The sequence below is a fragment of the Polaribacter aestuariivivens genome (genome assembly GCF_005885675.1).
Lineage (GTDB): Bacteria > Bacteroidota > Bacteroidia > Flavobacteriales > Flavobacteriaceae > Polaribacter > Polaribacter aestuariivivens.
Map to the genome: position 1 here is coordinate 296726 of NZ_VANR01000001.1, position 18144 is coordinate 314869.

Here is an 18144-nt window from a genome sequence, read left to right on the forward strand (position 1 = left end):
TGAAGTTTTTTTTAAAATGACCAAGCATTTTACTTGATAACTATACTACTATATTCACCGTTAACTTTCAGCAAATTAGTTGTTTTGACATCGTTTTTAAATTTTTTTAAACGTTCGTTGTTTAATTTTACTTTGTTTACTTGGTATTTGAATTTTGAATGCACCTCTCCGAAATTAAGAATTGCTTCAGAATTACTTAAATTTAAAATGAATTCTCCAAAATTAGGATTGAAACTTCCAACAGTAATTTTACCGAATTTATCTGAAAAATTTACATCATTGTTTACTTTAATAATTTCTACTTCCGAAGAATTATTATTTAAAGTTGTATTGGTAACTGATGCTATTTTAGCATCAGTTACATTGTTTAAAAATAAAGTACAAGCGTTTAGACTGTTTATGTTTACTGGAGAATAATCTATTGTTAACTTACCTCCTATTAAATCGTTTGCATTAAAAGCACCGTATTTTACATTTCCAGAAGCTACTGTATTTGGTAATTTTACTTTACAGTGTCTTGTATTTAAATCGAAAGTTGCATTTTTTGGTGCTTTAATTTCCAATCGTTTTTTAATTTTTACTTTTTTTCCATTAATAGTTATATCATTATTATTAATATTATTGGAATTAAAACTGAATTTCATGTTTTTTAATGCCTCTCTTGCCTTTTCTAACCCTAATTTAATTTCTTCTTTATTGATGTTTTTCATTTCAAGTTTTGCCTTTTCTAAAGACAATTTTATTTTTTTCTTATCAATAACAGAAATATCTTTTTTCATTTTTTCAAATGATTTTTTCAGCTCTTCGTATTTATCACTTTTCTTAAATTTCTCCCATTCTTCTTTTGACTTGATAATAATGTGTTCATCATCATTATGATATTCAAAGTGATATCTTCCATTTCTTTTCATGTTTTCTTCTATTTCTTTCATTGAATCAAAATCAATGTCGAAATCAAAATCATAATCAAAATCGAAATCCATATTAGGAATTACAATTGCATCGATATCTGGCATGTTAATCTCTGGAATTTCGATATCAAAATCCATATTATTAAAAATAACAAAATCGTCTTTTAGTGCAAAAGAGTTGGTTCCTTTCGAGGTAATTTTCACTTTTTTACTATTTCCTAAGGCTTCAAAATTCCAGTTTTTAAAATACTTTTCTGCTTCTTCTTTTGAAATTCCTTCGATTTCTATAAATGCATTTACTTGAACTTCATTTTTGTTCCAAGTAGTTACATTAATATCTGTATTTGTGGCATTTATAGCAACTTTTACATCTTTATTTACTTTGAAATTTTCAGTAAATTTTTTATCAAACTTTTGCGCAAATGCTGTTCCTAGAAAGCAAATGGCTAAAAGTGTTAAAATTGGTTTATATGATTTGTGTTTCATTTTGTGTTTTGTTTAAATTTTTAAGTTCTTTTAATTGTTTTTTCAAACGTTGTAACAGCTGTAAGCGCAATTGTAAATTACTAATTAGTGCTTCTATTGTAGAATCGTTAACTCCTTTTGTACTGAGCTCTTTGGTTAACGATTTGTACTCTTTTGTTAATTCTCTAATTTTTGATAAATAGCCATCTATAATTTCTTTATTATCTTCTGTTAACTCTAACTGACTAATTTCTAAATTGATACTATTTTTATAATACTTTTCAATGGTTTCAAATTCTGGCGAAATGCTTCCTAAGCTGATATCTTTTGCAGGTTTTTCTACTAGTTTCGGGTTTTCTTTTGGGTAAAATTTAATTCCTAAACTAATTAGTAAAACAATGGATGCTGCAATGGACAGCCATTTAAAACTTTTCTTTTTTGGTTGTTGCTGATGCAATTCTGCCATCAATAATTTTTCGAATTTGTTTTGATGATTTGCAGATAACTCTACATTCGGCTCTTTATAATCTTTTAATTCTTCTCTAATATCTTTCTGCATAACTCATATTTTTTAATTGTTCTTTCAATATTTTTTTTCCTCTTAGCAAATGCGTTCTAGAAGTATTTTCTGTAATATTTAAAATTTTAGATATTTCTTGATGATCATACCCTTCTAACAAATAAAGTGTTAAAACCAATCTGTATTTTTCTTTTAAACTGTTTATTTTTTCTACAATTACATCTATAGAAATCTCAGAACTTACATTCCAGTCATTCTCTTCATCTTCTTTTTTATAAACTTCTTCGTTAATAGAAACCAACTCTAATTTATTTTTCTTTAAATAATCGATACTTTGATTGATTACTATTCTTTTTAACCATGCTCCAAAAGCAACTTCATTTTTATAGTTTTTTATATTTTTAAATGCTTTTATAAAAGCATCTTGCATTACATCTTCAGCCAAAAAACGATCTTTTACAAATCTGTTTGCAACTAAAATCATTCCTTTACAGTATAAGTTATATAGCTGCATTTGTGATTTTGCACAATTGTTTTTGCATAAATCAATAATAGGTTGATGTATTTGTTTGGTTGGTTTCATTAAAACTTTCTTACCTTAAAGACGATACATTTTGGGCTGTGTTGCATTTTAGTAAATATTTATTTCTAAATTTACAGAATTACTTTTTATAATGAGCAAAAAAAAATCTGCATTACAAGAAAACAAAGGAGTTTCTCAACCAGAAACTACTAGTAAATTAAGCGCAGAAAAAATAAAACTAAATAGAGGTAAACAAAATTCCGTTCAAGAATTTGTTACAAAAATTTTAGAAGGAAACATTACTTTTTTAAGCAAAGCAATTACGTTGGTAGAAAGTACAAATGCAAAACACCAGCAAAAAGCCAACGAAATATTAGAGCAGTGTTTGCCTTATGCAAACAAATCTGTAAGAATAGGTATTACAGGGGTTCCTGGTGTTGGAAAAAGTACATTTATTGAAGCTTTTGGAAAGCACTTAACTTCAAAAGGAAAAAAAGTAGCTGTTTTAGCTGTAGACCCAAGTAGTTCTGTAAATAAAGGTTCTATTTTAGGTGATAAAACTAGAATGGAACAATTAGTTACCGATAAAAATGCATTTATTAGACCTTCGCCTTCTGGAACTTCTTTAGGTGGTGTTGCTCAAAAAACACGAGAAAGTATTATACTTTGTGAAGCTGCTGGTTTTGATACAATTATTATTGAAACTGTTGGTGTTGGACAGTCTGAAACTGTTGTTCACTCTATGGTAGATTTCTTTTTATTGCTAAAATTAGCTGGAGCTGGAGATGAATTGCAAGGTATTAAACGTGGAATTATTGAAATGGCAGATGCCATTGTAATTAATAAAGCTGATGGTGAAAATGAAAAAAATGCAAAAATTGCAAAAGTAGAATTTAACAGAGCATTGCATTTATACCCTTTAAAAGAAAGCAAGTGGCAACCAAAAGTACTAACTGCAAGTGCACTTCATAACTTCGGGATTGAGCAAATAGACCACATGATTATTGATTATATTACTCTGACAAAAGAGAATAATTACTTTTATAAAAAAAGAAATGAGCAGAATAAATATTGGCTATTATCTACTATAGATCAACAATTAAAAGCTAATTTTTATCAAAATGAAAAAATTAAAATTGCTTTAGTAAAAGAAATCGAGAATTTAGAAAACGCTAAAACAACCCCTTTTAATGCTGCCAAAAAACTATTGAACCTATAGTTTTAAAGTTTAATTATTTTAAAAAATCACAAACTTCTTTGTAAAACTGTTTTGGGTTTTCAGCATGTGCCCAATGACCTGCTTTTTTAATTTCTGAAATTTTGTAATTAGGAAAATGTGCTTCAATTAATGGTATTTCCTGTTCTGTAATGTAATCTGATTTTTCACCTTTTAAAAATAAGGTTTCTTTTTCGTAAGTGGTAAAAGATGGCAATGCTTCACCAACTTCAATATTGTTATCTGTTAAAGATTGTAAGTTAAATCGGTAATCTAATTTTCCTTTTTCTTTCCAATAAACATTTTTTAATAAAAACTGGCGCACACCTAATTCGGGTATAAGTTCTGCTAATTTTTTATCTACCAAACTTCTGGTATTATCTACAGAAAAATCAACTGCATTTAAACCTGCCAAAATTGCATTATGGTGTGGCGCATATTGTCTTGGAGAAATATCTACAACAATTAATTTATCTACTAATTCTGGATAAGTAACTGCAAACAACATTGCTGTTTTTCCACCCATAGAATGTCCCATTAAGTACACTTCATTTAATTGATAGTATTGTATATAATTATGTAAATCTTCTACTAAAACTTCGTAGTTAAAAGTATCTGCATGAAAACTTCTTCCATGATTTCTTTGATCAATTAAATGCACTTGAAAATCTTCTGAAAATTGATTTCCTAAGGTTTTCCAATTATCACTCATTCCGAAATAACCGTGTAAAATCAATAATGGTTTTCCTGCTCCAATAATATTAGAATGTAAAATTTTATGAGACATTTTAACTTTTAAATTAAGAAGTTTTGAGGTTGAAATAAAATTATTTCTCTATTTTAAACGATGTAAATACATGTTTACAACGTTTTCTAATCCTAAATATAAACTTTCAGCTATTAATGCATGCCCTATAGATACTTCTGCCAAATTCGGAATGTTTTCTTTGAAAAACTTTATATTATCTAAACTCAAATCGTGACCTGCATTGATACCTAAGCCTAATTTATTTGCTAAAATTGCAGCTTCTGTATAAGGTTTTACAGCTTTTTTATTTCCTAAATCAAATTGTGTTGCAAATTCTTCAGTATATAATTCAATTCTATCAGTGCCTGTTTTTGCAGCTGCTTCAATTAACTTTAAATCAGTATCAATAAAAATTGATGTTCTAATATTGTTTTGCTGAAATTCTTGAATTACTTCTTTTAAAAAAGATTGATGTTCAATGGTATTCCAACCTGCATTAGAGGTAATTGCATCTACAGCATCTGGCACCAAAGTAACTTGTGTTGGTTTGGTTTCCAAAACCAAATCTATAAAAGATTTAATAGGGTTTCCTTCAATATTATATTCCGTTTTAACTACTGAAACCAAATCTCTAGCATCTTGATAACGAATGTGCCTTTCATCTGGTCTTGGATGAATGGTAATACCTTCTGCACCAAAACTCTCTATATCTGCAGCAACTTTTAGTAAATTGGGCACATTTCCTCCACGAGAATTTCTTAAAGTTGCAATTTTGTTAATATTTACACTTAACTTTGTCATTGTCTAAAATTAGACTGCAAAGATAACAGATTTAATCATTTTATCCTATATTCGTAACGAATGAACATAAACGATTACATATTAAATGAGATAAAAGCACTTAGCTTAAAAAACACTGTAAAAGAAGCAAAAAATTTGTTTGATAATTTTCCAATTACTCATTTTCCTGTAATAGAAGACAACAAACTATTAGGCTCTTTTGCAGAAGATGATATACACACTATTGAAAATAAAAAAGTAGAATTAGTTTCTTTTAATCATTTACTAAATTCTTTTTTTGCCGATGAAAAAGCCACTGTTTTAGAGCTTTTAAAAATTTTTGCAGATAATGATACCAATATTATTCCTGTTTTAAACAAAGAGAAAGAATATATTGGTTATTACGATTTGTGTGACGTTTTGGATGTTTTTTCTACAAGTCCGTTTATGATTGAAGATAGCGAAACACTTATCATAGAAAAAATTGAAAATGATTATTCTATGAGTGAAGTTGCTCAAATAGTTGAATCGAATGGAGGAAAACTATTAGGAATTTATATTTCTGAAAGAAAAGACCATTTTATACAAGTAACTCTAAAAATAATTACAGAAGATATTAATGAAGTAATGCATACTTTTAGGAGATATGATTACAAAATAATTTCTACTCATGAGAATGATATTTATTTAGAAGATTTAAAAAACAGATCAGATTATCTTCAGAAATATTTAGAAATGTAATTTCTACAAATAATTAATTTTACATTAGAAAAAAAACAAAAAGTTTGAAAAAAGTAGCAGTTTACGGACAGTCATATTCAATTTCAGCAGAAAAAGAAATTCAAATTTTATTGAATGTCTTAGAAGAAAATAATGTTGTTTGTTTTATTGAAAAAAAGTTTTACGACTTATTAATCGATGGAAACATCTTAAATAAAAAATATCCAACTTTTTCTCATTTTTCAGATTTAGATACTTCTTTTGAAACGATGTTTACTTTAGGGGGTGATGGAACCATTTTAAGAGCAGTAACCTATATTAGAAATTTAGGCATTCCTATTTTAGGCATAAATACTGGTAGGTTAGGCTTTTTAGCGACTATTAATAAAAAAAGTATCAAAGAAAATGTTGAACTTATTATAAATGGCGAATATTCTTTACAAGAACGAACTCTTTTAACCGTAAAAACATCACCTAAAACTAAAGAATTTGCTGAACTAAATTTTGCTTTAAACGAAGTAACAATTGCTAGAAAAAACACTACTTCTATGATTGGTGTTACCACAAATTTAAATAATGAATATTTAACTAATTATTGGGCAGATGGTTTAATAATAGCTACACCTACTGGTTCTACAGGATATTCTTTAAGCTGCAATGGCCCTGTAATTTCTCCAGATTCTAAAAACCTAATAATCACACCTATTGCACCTCACAATTTAAATGCAAGACCTATGGTTATTTCCGATGAAACTTCCATACAATTAGAAGTAGACTCAAGAGAAAAAGAATTTTTAATTTCTTTAGATTCCAGAATTACTTCTGTACCAGAAAACACCAAAGTTTTCATAGAAAAAGCAGCATTTACCATACAAAGCATAATTCCTAAAAATCAATCTTTTTTACAAACCTTACGCAGCAAACTTTTGTGGGGAGAAGACACTAGAAATGAAACCAATCTTTAACGGTTTTACTACAATAAATTTATAAAATAGTTGTTATTCAAAAAAGACTAAATATTAACTTTACAAAGCAAATTGAATTTCCTATATTTGCACGCTATTTTTTAGAATGAAAAACCGTATATTATTTATCATATTTATTAGCTTTTCTCCAATATTATTGGGGCAAGTGTATGAAATTGGACTCAGCTTAGGAGGTACAAATTATGTTGGCGATATTGGTAGAACTAATTACATCTACCCAAACAAACCAGCAGGCGCTTTATTTTTTAAATACAACTGGAATCCAAGAATAGCTTTACGAGGCACATACAGTTATTTACCAATTGAAGGAAATGACAAAAATGCAGATACCGATTTTAAACAAAATAGAGGTTTGAGTTTTAAAAATACAATTCACGAATTGGCAGTTGGTATGGAGTACAATTTTTACGAATTTGACATGTCATCAGAAGATAAAACCTGGACACCATACATCTTATTAGAGCTAGCTGCTTTTAACTACAAAACACCCGAATCTGAACCCCAACCAAGACAATATATTTATTCAAATAAAACATCTTATGCAATTCCGTTTGGAGTTGGCTTTAAGTCTAAATTATATGGTACATTAGCATTTTCTGTAGAAACAAAAATTAGATATACTTTTGAAGACGACTTAGATTATTCTACATCTAGAATACCTTCATTAGATTTTGAAGGAACAGGAAACGACTGGTACATGTTTACAGGTTTTTCTTTAATATACACGTTTGGAAGACCAGCCTGTTACACACAAGGTTTATAACTATGGATAAAAAACTACGCATTAACTTACAGAAAGTTCCAAAACACGTTGCCATTATTATGGATGGAAATGGACGTTGGGCAAAAGGGCAAGGAATGAATAGAATTTTTGGTCACAAAAATGCCTTAACAGCTGTAAGAGAATCTGTAGAAGCAGCATCTCAAATTGGTGTAAATGCAATAACTTTATATGCATTTTCTACAGAAAACTGGAAACGCCCAAAGTTAGAAGTAGACGCTTTAATGAGTTTACTCATCAATTCTTTAAAAAAAGAGTTACCAGGTTTTCAAGAAAATGGTGTAAAAGTTAACGCCATTGGAAACATAGAAACACTTCCAAAAAAAGCACAAAAAGTTTTAAAAGATGTTATTTTTGAAACCCAAAATAACACCAAAATTGTATTAACCTTTGCATTGAGCTATGGTTCAAGAGAAGAAATTGTTAATACTATCAAAAACATATCTAAAAAAGTTGTTAATAAAGAACTTTTAATTGAAGAAATTGACGAAAATACTATTAATAACCATTTATATACGTTTAATTTGCCGGAGGTAGATTTAATGATACGCACAAGTGGTGAACAACGTATTAGTAATTTCTTATTATGGCAAATGGCCTACGCCGAATTATACTTTACTGATATACTTTGGCCAGATTTTAGACAAGAGCATTTTTACGATGCCATTATAGATTATCAGAATAGAGAACGAAGATTTGGAAAAACAAGCGAACAAATTACAGAATAAATTTTTTATGAAATTATTTTCTGCCACAATAGTGTTTTTAGCACTAATTTTCACTTACAACACTAATGCACAAGTCAAAAAAGACAGTCTATTAGTTACACAGAAAGATACTATTACTAAAAAGGAAATAGCATTCGAAACTGGAAAAGAATACATTTTAGGTGGTATATCTGTAACAGGTCTTCAAAAATTTAGTGAAGAAACTGTAAGAGTGTTTACAGGTTTAAGATATGGGCAACCCATAAAACTTCCAGGAGATAAACTAACAAGCGCCATTAAGAAACTGTATGAAAGTAAACAGTTTAGTGATGTTGATGTATACTTAGCTAAAATAGATGGTGAAACTGTTTATTTACAATTCGATGTTAAAGAACTTCCACAATTAAATCAAGTAAAAATTACTGGTGTAAAAAAATCGAAAGCAAAAGAACTTATTAAAGAAGCAGAGTTAACATTAGGAAAACAAGTAACAGATAACTTAATTGTTACCACAAGAAACTACTTTACAAAAAAATATACCGATAAAGGTTTTTTAAAAACCAAAGTTTCTTTAGACGTAAAAAAAGATACTGCAGACGTAAACATTGTAAACATGTCTGTTTTTATTGACAAAGGAAAAAGAATAAAAATTAAAGACATTATTTTTACCGGAAACAAAGCCCTTTCTGGAAGAAAGCTTAGAAAAGCAATGAAAAACACCAAAGAGAAATTTTTTGGACGTTTTTGGAAAACATCAAAATATATTGAAGAAGATTATCAAGAAGATTTAGAGAGTATTTTAGATAAATATAGCAGATTAGGTTATAGAGATGCTCGTATTTTAAGTGAAGGTATTTCTTGGAATGAAGATAATACCATAAACATTAACATTCAGTTAGAAGAAGGAAAACAATATCGATTCGCAGAAATACTATTTGTTGGTAATAAAGAATATACAGATGAACAATTACAGCAAATTTTAAGAATTGATAAAGGAGATGTATATAATGGAGCTGTTTTAAAAGAACGTGTAAAAGGTGATGGAACACCTACATCTTTCGATATTGCTTCAGAATATCAAAACAATGGTTTTCTATTCTCTCAAGTAAATGCGGTTGAAACAAAAGTAGAAAACGACTCAATTACAGTTGAAATTAGAATTAGAGAAGACGAAAAAGCTCGTATTAAAAAAGTAACTGTTTCTGGTAACGATAAAACAAATGATCACGTAATTTTTAGAGAATTACGTGTAAAACCAGGAGATTTATTTAGTAGAAGAGAAATTATTAGATCTATTAGAGAAATTGGTCAATTAGGTTTCTTTGATCAAAACGTGGTTCCAGATGTAGTTCCAGATTATCAAAATAAAACAACCGATATTAATTTTAACGTTGTAGAAAAAGGTGGTAGCCAAATTGAATTACAAGGTGGTTATGGTGGTGGTTCTTTCATTGGAACACTAGGTTTATCTTTCAACAACTTTTCTATTAGAAACATATTTAATAAAGAAGCATACAAACCATTACCAATGGGAGATGGTCAAAAATTATCTTTAAGACTACAATCTAGTAGAACTTTTAACACCTATAGTTTCTCTTTTACAGAACCATGGTTAGGTGGTAGAAAACCAAAATCTTTATCTTTTTCAGTTTATTCATCAAATCAATTTCAGTTTGATTTCCAAACTGGAAATGTAGATAGAAATCAAAAATTAGGTATTGTAGGAGCCTCTATTGGTTTAGGTGAACGTTTAAAATGGCCTGATGATTATTTTCAATTATCACAAACCATTTCATATCAAAGTTTTAATTTAAAAAATTATGGATTTAGAGTAGGTTCAGACGTACTTAATAATGGATCTTTAAACAATTTATCATACAGTGCAAATATTTCTAGAAATTCTGCTGGACCAAGTTTAATTTTTCCAACTTACGGATCAGAATTTTCTGTAGGAGTAAAAGCAACATTACCATACTCTTTGCTAAACAATAAAGATTATTCTACCTTAGATCCTGCAGAAAAGTATAAATGGTTAGAGTACTATAAATTTAACGCAAAAGGTAAATGGTATACCTCTTTTACAGACAAATTAGTTTTAATGTCAAATGCAGAAATGGGGTATTTAGGTTTTTATAATTCCGAATTAGGTCAAAACCCTTTTGAACGTTACTTTGTTGGTGGTGATGGTATTGCACAATTTCAATTAGATGGTAGAGAAACTATTGGTTTAAGAGGATATGAAAATAACAGGCTATCTTCCATTGAAGGTGGTACAATTTATAATAAATTTCAGTTAGAACTAAGATATTCAATCACAGATTCTCCATCTGCATCTATTTATACTTTAGGTTTTTTAGAAGCTGGTAACTCTTATGACAATTTTCAAGAATTTAATCCGTTTCAAGTAAAACGTTCAGCCGGTTTAGGTATTCGAATATTTATGCCTGCATTTGGTTTATTAGGTATTGATTTTGCACATGGATTTGATCCATTACCTGGGCAGAATGAAAAATCTGGCTGGCAAACACATTTTATTATCGGAAGACAATTCTAGGAAAACTGTACATTTGTAATGTCAAAAGTTTTTTTGGCACGGTTTTTTCTAAACACTTTATACAAATGAGAAAAATATTTTTATCAATCGTTCTTTTACTTACTGTAAGTATTTCTTGGTCGCAGAGAAATCAAATTATTGCTTATATAGATATGGAATACATTCTAGAAAATGTTCCAGAATATTTAGAAGCACAAAATACTTTAGATGAAAAAGTTGTAAAATGGCGAAAAACCTTAGACAAAGAAGCTCGTTTTATCGAAGTTTTAAAAAGTGATTTGGCAAATGAAAAAGCAATTTTAACAAAAGATTTAATTGAAGAGAAAGAAGAAGAGATTGCTTTAAAACAAGATGAGCTTAGAAGGTTAGAATCTTTATATTTTGGCCCTAATGGTGATATGTTTTTATTAAGAAAGCAATTAGTTAAGCCAATTCAAGATCAAGTTTATAATGCCATACAAGGTATAGCTGCAAGAAAAAAATACGATTTCGTTTTTGATAAATCAAGCGAATTAGTAATGCTATATTCAAATAAAAAATACGATATTAGCGACCTCGTTTTAGCGACCATTGACAGAACAAGGTTAATAGACAATAAAAATGCGAAAAGAGAAGAAAAAAAGAACGCAACAAAAGAGCTAACGCCACAACAAAAACAAGCATTAGCAAAAAAAGAAGCAGCTGTTGAAAAACAACTTTCTGACAGAGAAGCAAAAAAGAAAGCTTTAGAAGAAAGAAGAAAAGAATTGATTAGAAAAAGAGAAGAAAAAAGAGAGCTTTTACGTAAGAAGAAAGAAGCGCTAAGAAAAAAGAAAGAAGATCAAAAGAAAGAACAAGAAAAAAAAGACGAGAATAATAATTAAATTAAAAACAAGAATGAAAAATTTTAAAACATTACTATTAATTGCTGTATTTACTTTGGGGGTAGCTGGTATTGCAAATGCTCAAAAAATAGGTCATATAAATTATCAAAGAGTAATTGATAACATGCCAGAAACAAGAGCATTGTTTGTTACTTTAGAAAAAGTGGGTAAATCACACCAAAGCGATATAGAAGGGTTGAGAAAAAAAATGGAGGCAAAATATCAAAAGTATTCTGCTGAACAAGCAACTCAAACTCCAGAAACTAACAAAAAAAGAGCTGAAGAAGTTCAGTTAGACAATGCTAGATATGAACAAGCAAGACAAACTGCTGCACAAGATATGCAAACGAAACAAGCAGAAGGTCTTAAGCCAATTGTAGAAAAAGCAGAAAAAGCAATTCAAGAGGTTGCAGATGCTAAAGGTATTTTATATGTTTTTGAAGAAAACTCTTTAATTGTAAAAAAGGGTGAAGATTTATATGAAGCTGTTAAGGCAAAATTAGGTTTATTAAAAGATAGACCAAAGCCAACAGAGCAAAAAAAATAAAAATATAAACTATTTATTTTAAAAAAACCTACTTATTTTTAAGTAGGTTTTTTTTATTTTTACAAGAATGGCTTTTAATAAATATCCTATTGGTTTTTTTGACTCTGGAGTTGGTGGAACTTCTATTTGGAAAGAGGTAATTTCTTTACTTCCAAATGAAGATACCATATATCTTTCCGATAGTAAAAATGCACCTTATGGTGAAAAATCAAAAGCTAAAATTTTAGAATTGTGTATCAAAAACACTAATTTTTTATTAAATAAAAACTGTAAGTTAATTGTAGTTGCTTGCAATACTGCAACCACAAATGCTATTGATTTTTTAAGAGCCAATTATAAAATACCTTTTATAGGTATAGAACCAGCAATTAAACCAGCAGCATTAACAACCAAAACCAATACGATAGGTATTTTAGCAACAAAAGGAACATTAAACAGTAGTTTATTTGAAAAAACGTCAAGTAACTACAGAGCAAACATTCAAATTGAAGAAATCATAGGAAAAGGCCTTGTTGAATTAATTGAAGGAGGTAAACTTCAATCTAACGAAATGAAAACCCTTTTGGAATTTTATTTGAAACCGTTGCTTAAAAAAAATATTGATTCTTTGGTTTTAGGCTGCACACATTATCCATATTTAATTCCTCAAATTAGAGAAATTGTTGGTCATAAAATAAATATTATAGATTCTGGTGAAGCCGTTGCTAGACAAACAAAAGCTATTTTAACAAAGTTTGATTTATTGCAACAAAACACTCAAAAAGCAAATCATACCTTATACATTAATAAAGAAAAAGAAGTTTTAGAACAACTTGTTTCTGATTTAAAATACAATGTTAAAGTAGTTGAGAAAGATTTTTAAAAACCTCCGTAAATAGAGTTTATGTTTGGACACGCAGCTGCTCTTGGTTCTCTAGTCCATAAATTAATACCCAAACCTATTTGATGAAAGCCCGAATTAGAAAAAACAATGTCGTTTAATTGTTTTGTATGTGTATAAGAAAACATAAAGTTTTTATAATTTAAACCAATAATTGGTGAAATATAAGAACTATTATCTATTCCATTTGCATCAAAATTTCTTCTGTAAGATAATGCTGCCCATATCTGTGTTTGAGAAAAAGTTTTGTATGCTTTTAAGTTAAAATCAGCAATTCTTTCTCCTGTACCTTCTCTAAACTGCAACATTATAGAAGGCTCTAATTGAACAAAGTTATTTTCTCCGAAATAATATCCAGCTGAAAAAATATAGTTTCTTAAATCTAAAGGTTCTTGAACATTTAAATTGTTTTTGGCTGTAAGCAATAAATTTTTAACGGTAAAATATGTACTTAAACCACCTCTATGATAAGCAACACTAAAGTCGGCATTATAATAACTTGTGCTTTCTACAATTGCAGCAACAGCAGGATCGCCTGTAAACGTTCTTTGATCTGATTGATTTTGAACAAAAGTAAATGCTAAACCAAAAGAAAGTTGTTCAAAAAAGCGTCCATCACTCATTTGTAAATGGTAAGCATAAGTTCCTTGTAAACCTTGTTGAGAATGAAAACCATTTTTATCGTTAAATAAAACCAATCCATAACCAGCATTAGACTCTTCACCGAATTTTGTATGAAAACTAACTGTTTGTAAAGCTGGTGCATTTGGTACACCTGCCCATTGTTGTCTTGCTGTAAAACGAAGTTTACTAGAATTACCAATTCCTGCAGCAGATGGATGCACTAAAAAAACATTATCAGACAAGTAATCTGTATAAATTGGTAAAGTTTCTTGAGCTTGATTTTTTATTGTAAAAAAAACAATGCTTAAAAGGCAAAATCTAATGTAAATTAACTTCATTAAAGTTAGATTGTTTTATAAGAATTCAAATATATTATTTTTATTGTTAGAAATACTTTTTACATTAAAGATTTAACATAGTTGTATAACAAAAAAATTGCTTTTTTATTGTAGTAAAAATAAATATCAAAGAAATAGAAAAATAATAATTAATGACAAATAGTAGTATTTGATCCAGCAAGATCCAATAATGGCGAAGGAGAAATGTAAGGAATTCCTAAACCTAAGCCTCTTAAAATAAATAGTGCACCTATAAAAACTACAATAACAGGAATTGCTTTTTGAATGTGTTTTCTAAAATTTCCTTTAGTAAAGTTACCTAAATAAACAACAGCTGTCATTAACGGTATTGTACCTATACCAAATAAAAACATATATAAGCTTCCTGACAATGGATTTGTTGTTGCCAAAGCTCCAAACAAAGCCATATAAACCAAACCACAAGGTAAAAACCCATTTAAAAAACCAATCGTAAAAAAAGTATCATTTCCTTTTTTCTTCAACTCCTTTCCTAATGCGTTTTTTACGTTAAATATGATTTTACCTACTTTTGATGATACATTAATTCGCTTAAATATTTTAGGAAAGAGAATAAATAAAATCATTAAAATACCAGCGATGATAGAAATTTGTTGCTGAAAACCAAATAGAAAAAAGCTTTTTCCTAAAAAACCAAATAACAAACCTATTAAACTGTAAGTAAACAACCTACCAAAATGATAACTTAAAATCTGAAAGAAACCTTTTGTTTTGTTTTTTCTATTTATTGGCAACATAAATGCAATAGGTCCACACATTCCCACACAGTGGAAACTGCCCAATAAGCCCAAAATTATTGCAGATAGAAACATTAGTAAATCAGTTCTTTTTTAAATAAATAGTCTTTATTTTTGTATTTCCAAGAAACTATCATGTTCCAACGACCATCTACTAAACGTTTCTCAGGCACGAGCAAATATGTTTTAGAAGTTGAAATAGGTATTTCAAAATCTAACTGTTTATTAGATGGTCTATACAGGAACACTTTTCCTTGAATATCTTTTGGAATAAAAGTTTCTGGAAACTCCACTTTTAAACCCTCTTTAACTCTTGTTACTTTTATATTTTCTTTTAATGAAGATGCGTTTTTTTGTGCATCAATTTCATTTTGAAACTTTAATTCTTTTTGATAATATTTTTCAGTAACCAAATCATGTGTAAACGATTTATCTGTACTCATGGTAATAACGAAATACAAAATAAAGCTGATAAAAGCCACAATTGCAACCACAATACCTGTTCCCCAGTTAAATTTCATATTTTAAACTTTTGTAATTTATGTCTTTGAGATTTCTCCAAACGTCGAAATGACATCAACAACATTTTATTAATAACTTCTTTCTTCAAACTTCATACTCCCAACTCCCAACTTCACACTTCAAACTCCCAACTACTTATAACTTCTTGGACCTAAAAAATTTGTTCTAGTGGTTTCTATTAATTTATCTCCACTATACACACCTATCTCTATTTTATCTTTATCGCTTTTTAATGCTGAAGCATTTAGCTCTATAAACAAAGTTCCTTCTGCTAACCCTTGCTTAGGTACTATGAAATTATGATTTGACACCAATTTAATTGTTCCTTTATGAGATAATAATTTGTAACTAACATCTTTAATGTCACTACTGGTTTTATTTATAACTTTATAGGTATAAACGTTGCTAATAATGTTATTTTCTTTTTGTTGATATAATTGTCCTGGTAATCTTAAAATATTTGCTTCTACATCATTTCTTAAAAACAACATACCAATTAAAACTCCTGTTAAAATAAATAATACTGCTGAGTAACCTTTCATTCTTACAGTGAACTGAAATGGTTTCTTTTTTGCAATATTATCTTCGCTAGCATATCTAATTAATCCTTTTGGCAAGTTTACACTTTCCATAATATGATCACATTCATCTATACAAGCTGTACAATTTACACACTCTAATTGTGTACCATTTCTAATATCTATACCTGTTGGACAAACTACAACACATTGTTTACAATCTATACAATCTCCTTTTCCAAGTGCTTCTCTATTTTCATTTTTTTTGAATTTAGACCTCCCTTTTTCTCTTTCACCACGTTTGTAATCGTAAGCCACGTTTATGGTTTTATTATCTAATAAAACGCCTTGTAAACGACCATAAGGACAAGCAATGATGCAAACCTGCTCTCTAAACCATGCAAAAACAAAATAGAAAACACCTGTAAAAATTGTTAAAGATATTAAGGTGCTAATATTATCTAAAGGGTTTCCTGTAATGTAACTTACAACGGTATCACCACCTATTAAATAAGCTAAAAAAACGTTTGCGATTATGAAAGAGATTAAAAAGAAAACAACCCATTTTAAAAGTTTTTTTCGAATTTTTTCTGCGTTCCAAGGTTGCTTACTTAAACGTATTTGTTTTCCTCTATCACCTTCAATTAAATATTCTATTTTTCTGAAAACCATTTCTAAAAAAATGGTTTGCGGACAAATCCATCCACAAAAAATACGCCCAAAAACTACTGTGAAAAGAATTACAAAAACTACACCAATAATCATTGAAACGACTAGTAAATAAAAATCTTGTGGCCAAAATGGAAAACTAAAAATGTTAAACTTTCTTTCTAAAACATTAAAAAGTAAAAACTGATTTCCGTTAATTTTTATAAATGGTGCTGATAGTAAAAAAGCCAGTAAAAAATAACTTACATAGGATCTATATTTATAAAATTTTCCACTTGGTTTTTTAGGAAATACCCAAGAACGTTTTCCTTGTGAATTTACAGTAGCAATACTATCTCTAAATTGTTCGTTCTTAGGTGTTTCCATTTTCAACTATTAAAAAAAAGATTTTTACTCTGCTTTTGTTGTGTCTTCAACCTTCTCTACTTCTTCTTCAGTTTTCTTAGGAGTTTCTGAATTTGGATCTACCCATTTTTCTCCTTGAGGTTCTTTCGCATTTGCAGGAGTTGTTCCTTGCAAAGAAATTACATAACTAGAAACCTTTGCTATATCTGCTGGTTTTAGTGTTTTGTTCCATGCAATCATACCTTTACCATCTCTACCTCCACTGTAAACAGTATTAAAAACGTTTTTAATACCACCTCCTAAAATCCAATATTCGTCTGTTAAATTTGGACCTATTTGACCTCCACCATCTGCTAAATGACAAGATGCACAGTTTAAATTAAATACTGCTTTACCTCTTGCTAAATCTTTTGCATCTGTTAAAAGAGTTACATTTTCAGCAGTAATTAAATCTGTTGCTGTTGCTTTGTATTTATTAACTTCTCTTCTTGCTTCTGCTACAGCTTTGTTGTATTCTACAATTTGATTATCGCCGTCTAAAACTTCATATCTTACTACATAAATGACTGCAAAAACAATGGTTGCATAAAACATATATACCCACCAAGGTGGAAGTGAATTGTCCAACTCTCTAATTCCGTCATAATTGTGATCTAAAACAATGTCTTCTTCTTGGTCAACTGCTTTAGCTCTTGTCCATTTTACCAAGAGTTTTTTTATCCAAAGATTTGGTTCTTCAGGTAAAATACCATCTTTTTCGTTTTGTAAATCTGTTGCTTTTTTAATTGCTAAAGTATTTACAAACTCTTTTAATACAATTACCAAAATAAAAGCTATTAAAGCTAACCAAACTAATGGATTTTCATAAACATCAAATGGGTTTTCGTACACCATAAACGACTTTGCAAGTGCTATAAATGTAGCAATCACAAAAATTACATATACTGTAGATTGAAAAGATTTTTTCATTTTAACTTTTTTTTAATGGTCTAGTGGTATGTTACTAACCTTATTAATATAATCTTTTTTTGCTGTGAATACCCACCAAAACAGAATCACAAAAAAACTGAAGAATATAAGTAATGATATCATAGGGTAAATTTCTATTCCTGTAATACTCTCTAAATGACCTTTTATAAACTTAAACATAG

Annotated in this window: 20 protein-coding genes; 9 read left to right on the forward strand and 11 right to left on the reverse strand. The window is 28.9% G+C overall.

The features are described from left to right. Nucleotides 1–29: 29 nt before the first annotated feature. Genes FDT66_RS01295 through FDT66_RS01305 form a run of 3 tightly spaced genes read right to left on the reverse strand, consistent with a single transcriptional unit; the run spans nt 30 to nt 2479 of the window. Entirely contained in the window at nt 30–1397 is a 1368-nt protein-coding gene (locus tag FDT66_RS01295) for a hypothetical protein (RefSeq protein WP_138534342.1), read from the reverse strand. Further along, nucleotides 1378–1935 (reverse strand): hypothetical protein, encoded by a 558-nt coding sequence (locus FDT66_RS01300; RefSeq protein WP_138534343.1) that lies wholly within the window; start codon nt 1933–1935, stop codon nt 1378–1380. Before FDT66_RS01300 ends, FDT66_RS01295 begins: the two co-directional genes overlap by 20 nt. Further along, entirely contained in the window at nt 1919–2479 is a 561-nt protein-coding gene (locus FDT66_RS01305) for an RNA polymerase sigma factor (RefSeq protein WP_138534344.1), read from the reverse strand. The genes FDT66_RS01300 and FDT66_RS01305 overlap by 17 nt, the downstream gene beginning before the upstream one ends. 91 nt (nt 2480–2570) lie before the next feature. Between FDT66_RS01305 and meaB the strand changes: the two genes are divergently transcribed. After that, nucleotides 2571–3638, forward strand: coding sequence for a methylmalonyl Co-A mutase-associated GTPase MeaB (meaB, locus tag FDT66_RS01310; protein ID WP_138534345.1), 1068 nt, complete (start codon nt 2571–2573; stop codon nt 3636–3638). 13 nt (nt 3639–3651) lie between these two features. Here the strand turns inward: meaB and FDT66_RS01315 are convergent, their stop codons facing one another. Beyond that, nucleotides 3652–4422: an alpha/beta fold hydrolase gene (locus FDT66_RS01315; RefSeq protein WP_138534346.1), complete on the reverse strand. Its 771-nt coding sequence runs from the start codon at nt 4420–4422 to the stop codon at nt 3652–3654. A 48-nt stretch (nt 4423–4470) separates the two neighbouring features. After that, entirely contained in the window at nt 4471–5184 is a 714-nt protein-coding gene (locus FDT66_RS01320; RefSeq protein ID WP_138534347.1) for a pyridoxine 5'-phosphate synthase, read from the reverse strand. Between the two features lie 60 nt (nt 5185–5244). Between FDT66_RS01320 and FDT66_RS01325 the strand changes: the two genes are divergently transcribed. The 8 genes from FDT66_RS01325 to murI all read left to right on the forward strand — a co-directional run bounded on the left by FDT66_RS01325 (nt 5245) and on the right by murI (nt 13183). Then, a complete protein-coding gene (locus FDT66_RS01325) occupies nt 5245–5904 on the forward strand; it encodes a CBS domain-containing protein (RefSeq protein WP_138534348.1) in 660 nt (219 codons plus the stop codon). A 44-nt stretch (nt 5905–5948) separates the two neighbouring features. Continuing rightward, nucleotides 5949–6848 carry an NAD kinase gene (locus FDT66_RS01330; RefSeq protein WP_171032289.1) on the forward strand — a complete coding sequence of 300 codons (900 nt, stop codon included), beginning with the start codon at nt 5949–5951 and terminating at the stop codon, nt 6846–6848. Between the two features lie 106 nt (nt 6849–6954). Then, nucleotides 6955–7632, forward strand: a complete 678-nt coding sequence (gene porG, locus FDT66_RS01335) for a type IX secretion system protein PorG (protein WP_171032290.1) — start codon at nt 6955–6957, stop codon at nt 7630–7632. Nucleotides 7633–7634: 2 nt separating this feature from the next. Next, the gene (locus FDT66_RS01340) at nt 7635–8378 is read left to right on the forward strand and encodes an isoprenyl transferase (RefSeq protein ID WP_138534350.1); all 744 of its coding nucleotides are present in this window, start codon (nt 7635–7637) and stop codon (nt 8376–8378) included. Nucleotides 8379–8385: 7 nt separating this feature from the next. After that, nucleotides 8386–10911, forward strand: a complete 2526-nt coding sequence (gene bamA, locus FDT66_RS01345) for an outer membrane protein assembly factor BamA (protein WP_138534351.1) — start codon at nt 8386–8388, stop codon at nt 10909–10911. 65 nt (nt 10912–10976) lie between these two features. Further along, nucleotides 10977–11774, forward strand: coding sequence for an OmpH family outer membrane protein (locus FDT66_RS01350; RefSeq protein WP_138534352.1), 798 nt, complete (start codon nt 10977–10979; stop codon nt 11772–11774). Nucleotides 11775–11787: 13 nt separating this feature from the next. Beyond that, nucleotides 11788–12321, forward strand: a complete 534-nt coding sequence (locus FDT66_RS01355) for an OmpH family outer membrane protein (RefSeq protein WP_138534353.1) — start codon at nt 11788–11790, stop codon at nt 12319–12321. Nucleotides 12322–12388: 67 nt separating this feature from the next. Then, on the forward strand, nt 12389–13183 hold the full coding sequence (murI, locus tag FDT66_RS01360; RefSeq protein ID WP_138534354.1) for a glutamate racemase: 795 nt from the start codon (nt 12389–12391) through the stop codon (nt 13181–13183). Here the strand turns inward: murI and FDT66_RS01365 are convergent. The 6 genes from FDT66_RS01365 to FDT66_RS14140 form a co-directional block, all read right to left on the reverse strand. Beyond that, nucleotides 13180–14163 carry a PorP/SprF family type IX secretion system membrane protein gene (locus FDT66_RS01365; RefSeq protein ID WP_138534355.1) on the reverse strand — a complete coding sequence of 328 codons (984 nt, stop codon included), beginning with the start codon at nt 14161–14163 and terminating at the stop codon, nt 13180–13182. The two genes, murI and FDT66_RS01365, sit on opposite strands and share 4 nt — an antisense overlap. Nucleotides 14164–14312: 149 nt before the next feature. Further along, on the reverse strand, nt 14313–15014 hold the full coding sequence (locus FDT66_RS01370; protein ID WP_138534356.1) for a sulfite exporter TauE/SafE family protein: 702 nt from the start codon (nt 15012–15014) through the stop codon (nt 14313–14315). Next, a complete protein-coding gene (locus tag FDT66_RS01375; protein WP_138534357.1) occupies nt 15014–15460 on the reverse strand; it encodes a FixH family protein in 447 nt (148 codons plus the stop codon). The genes FDT66_RS01370 and FDT66_RS01375 overlap by 1 nt, the downstream gene beginning before the upstream one ends. Nucleotides 15461–15592: 132 nt before the next feature. Continuing rightward, nucleotides 15593–17014 (reverse strand): cytochrome c oxidase accessory protein CcoG, encoded by a 1422-nt coding sequence (ccoG, locus tag FDT66_RS01380; protein ID WP_138534358.1) that lies wholly within the window; start codon nt 17012–17014, stop codon nt 15593–15595. 24 nt (nt 17015–17038) lie between these two features. Beyond that, nucleotides 17039–17962 (reverse strand): cbb3-type cytochrome c oxidase N-terminal domain-containing protein, encoded by a 924-nt coding sequence (locus FDT66_RS01385; RefSeq protein WP_138534359.1) that lies wholly within the window; start codon nt 17960–17962, stop codon nt 17039–17041. 12 nt (nt 17963–17974) lie between these two features. Further along, nucleotides 17975–18142, reverse strand: coding sequence for a CcoQ/FixQ family Cbb3-type cytochrome c oxidase assembly chaperone (locus tag FDT66_RS14140; RefSeq protein WP_138534360.1), 168 nt, complete (start codon nt 18140–18142; stop codon nt 17975–17977). Between the last annotated feature and the right edge of the window lie 2 nt (nt 18143–18144).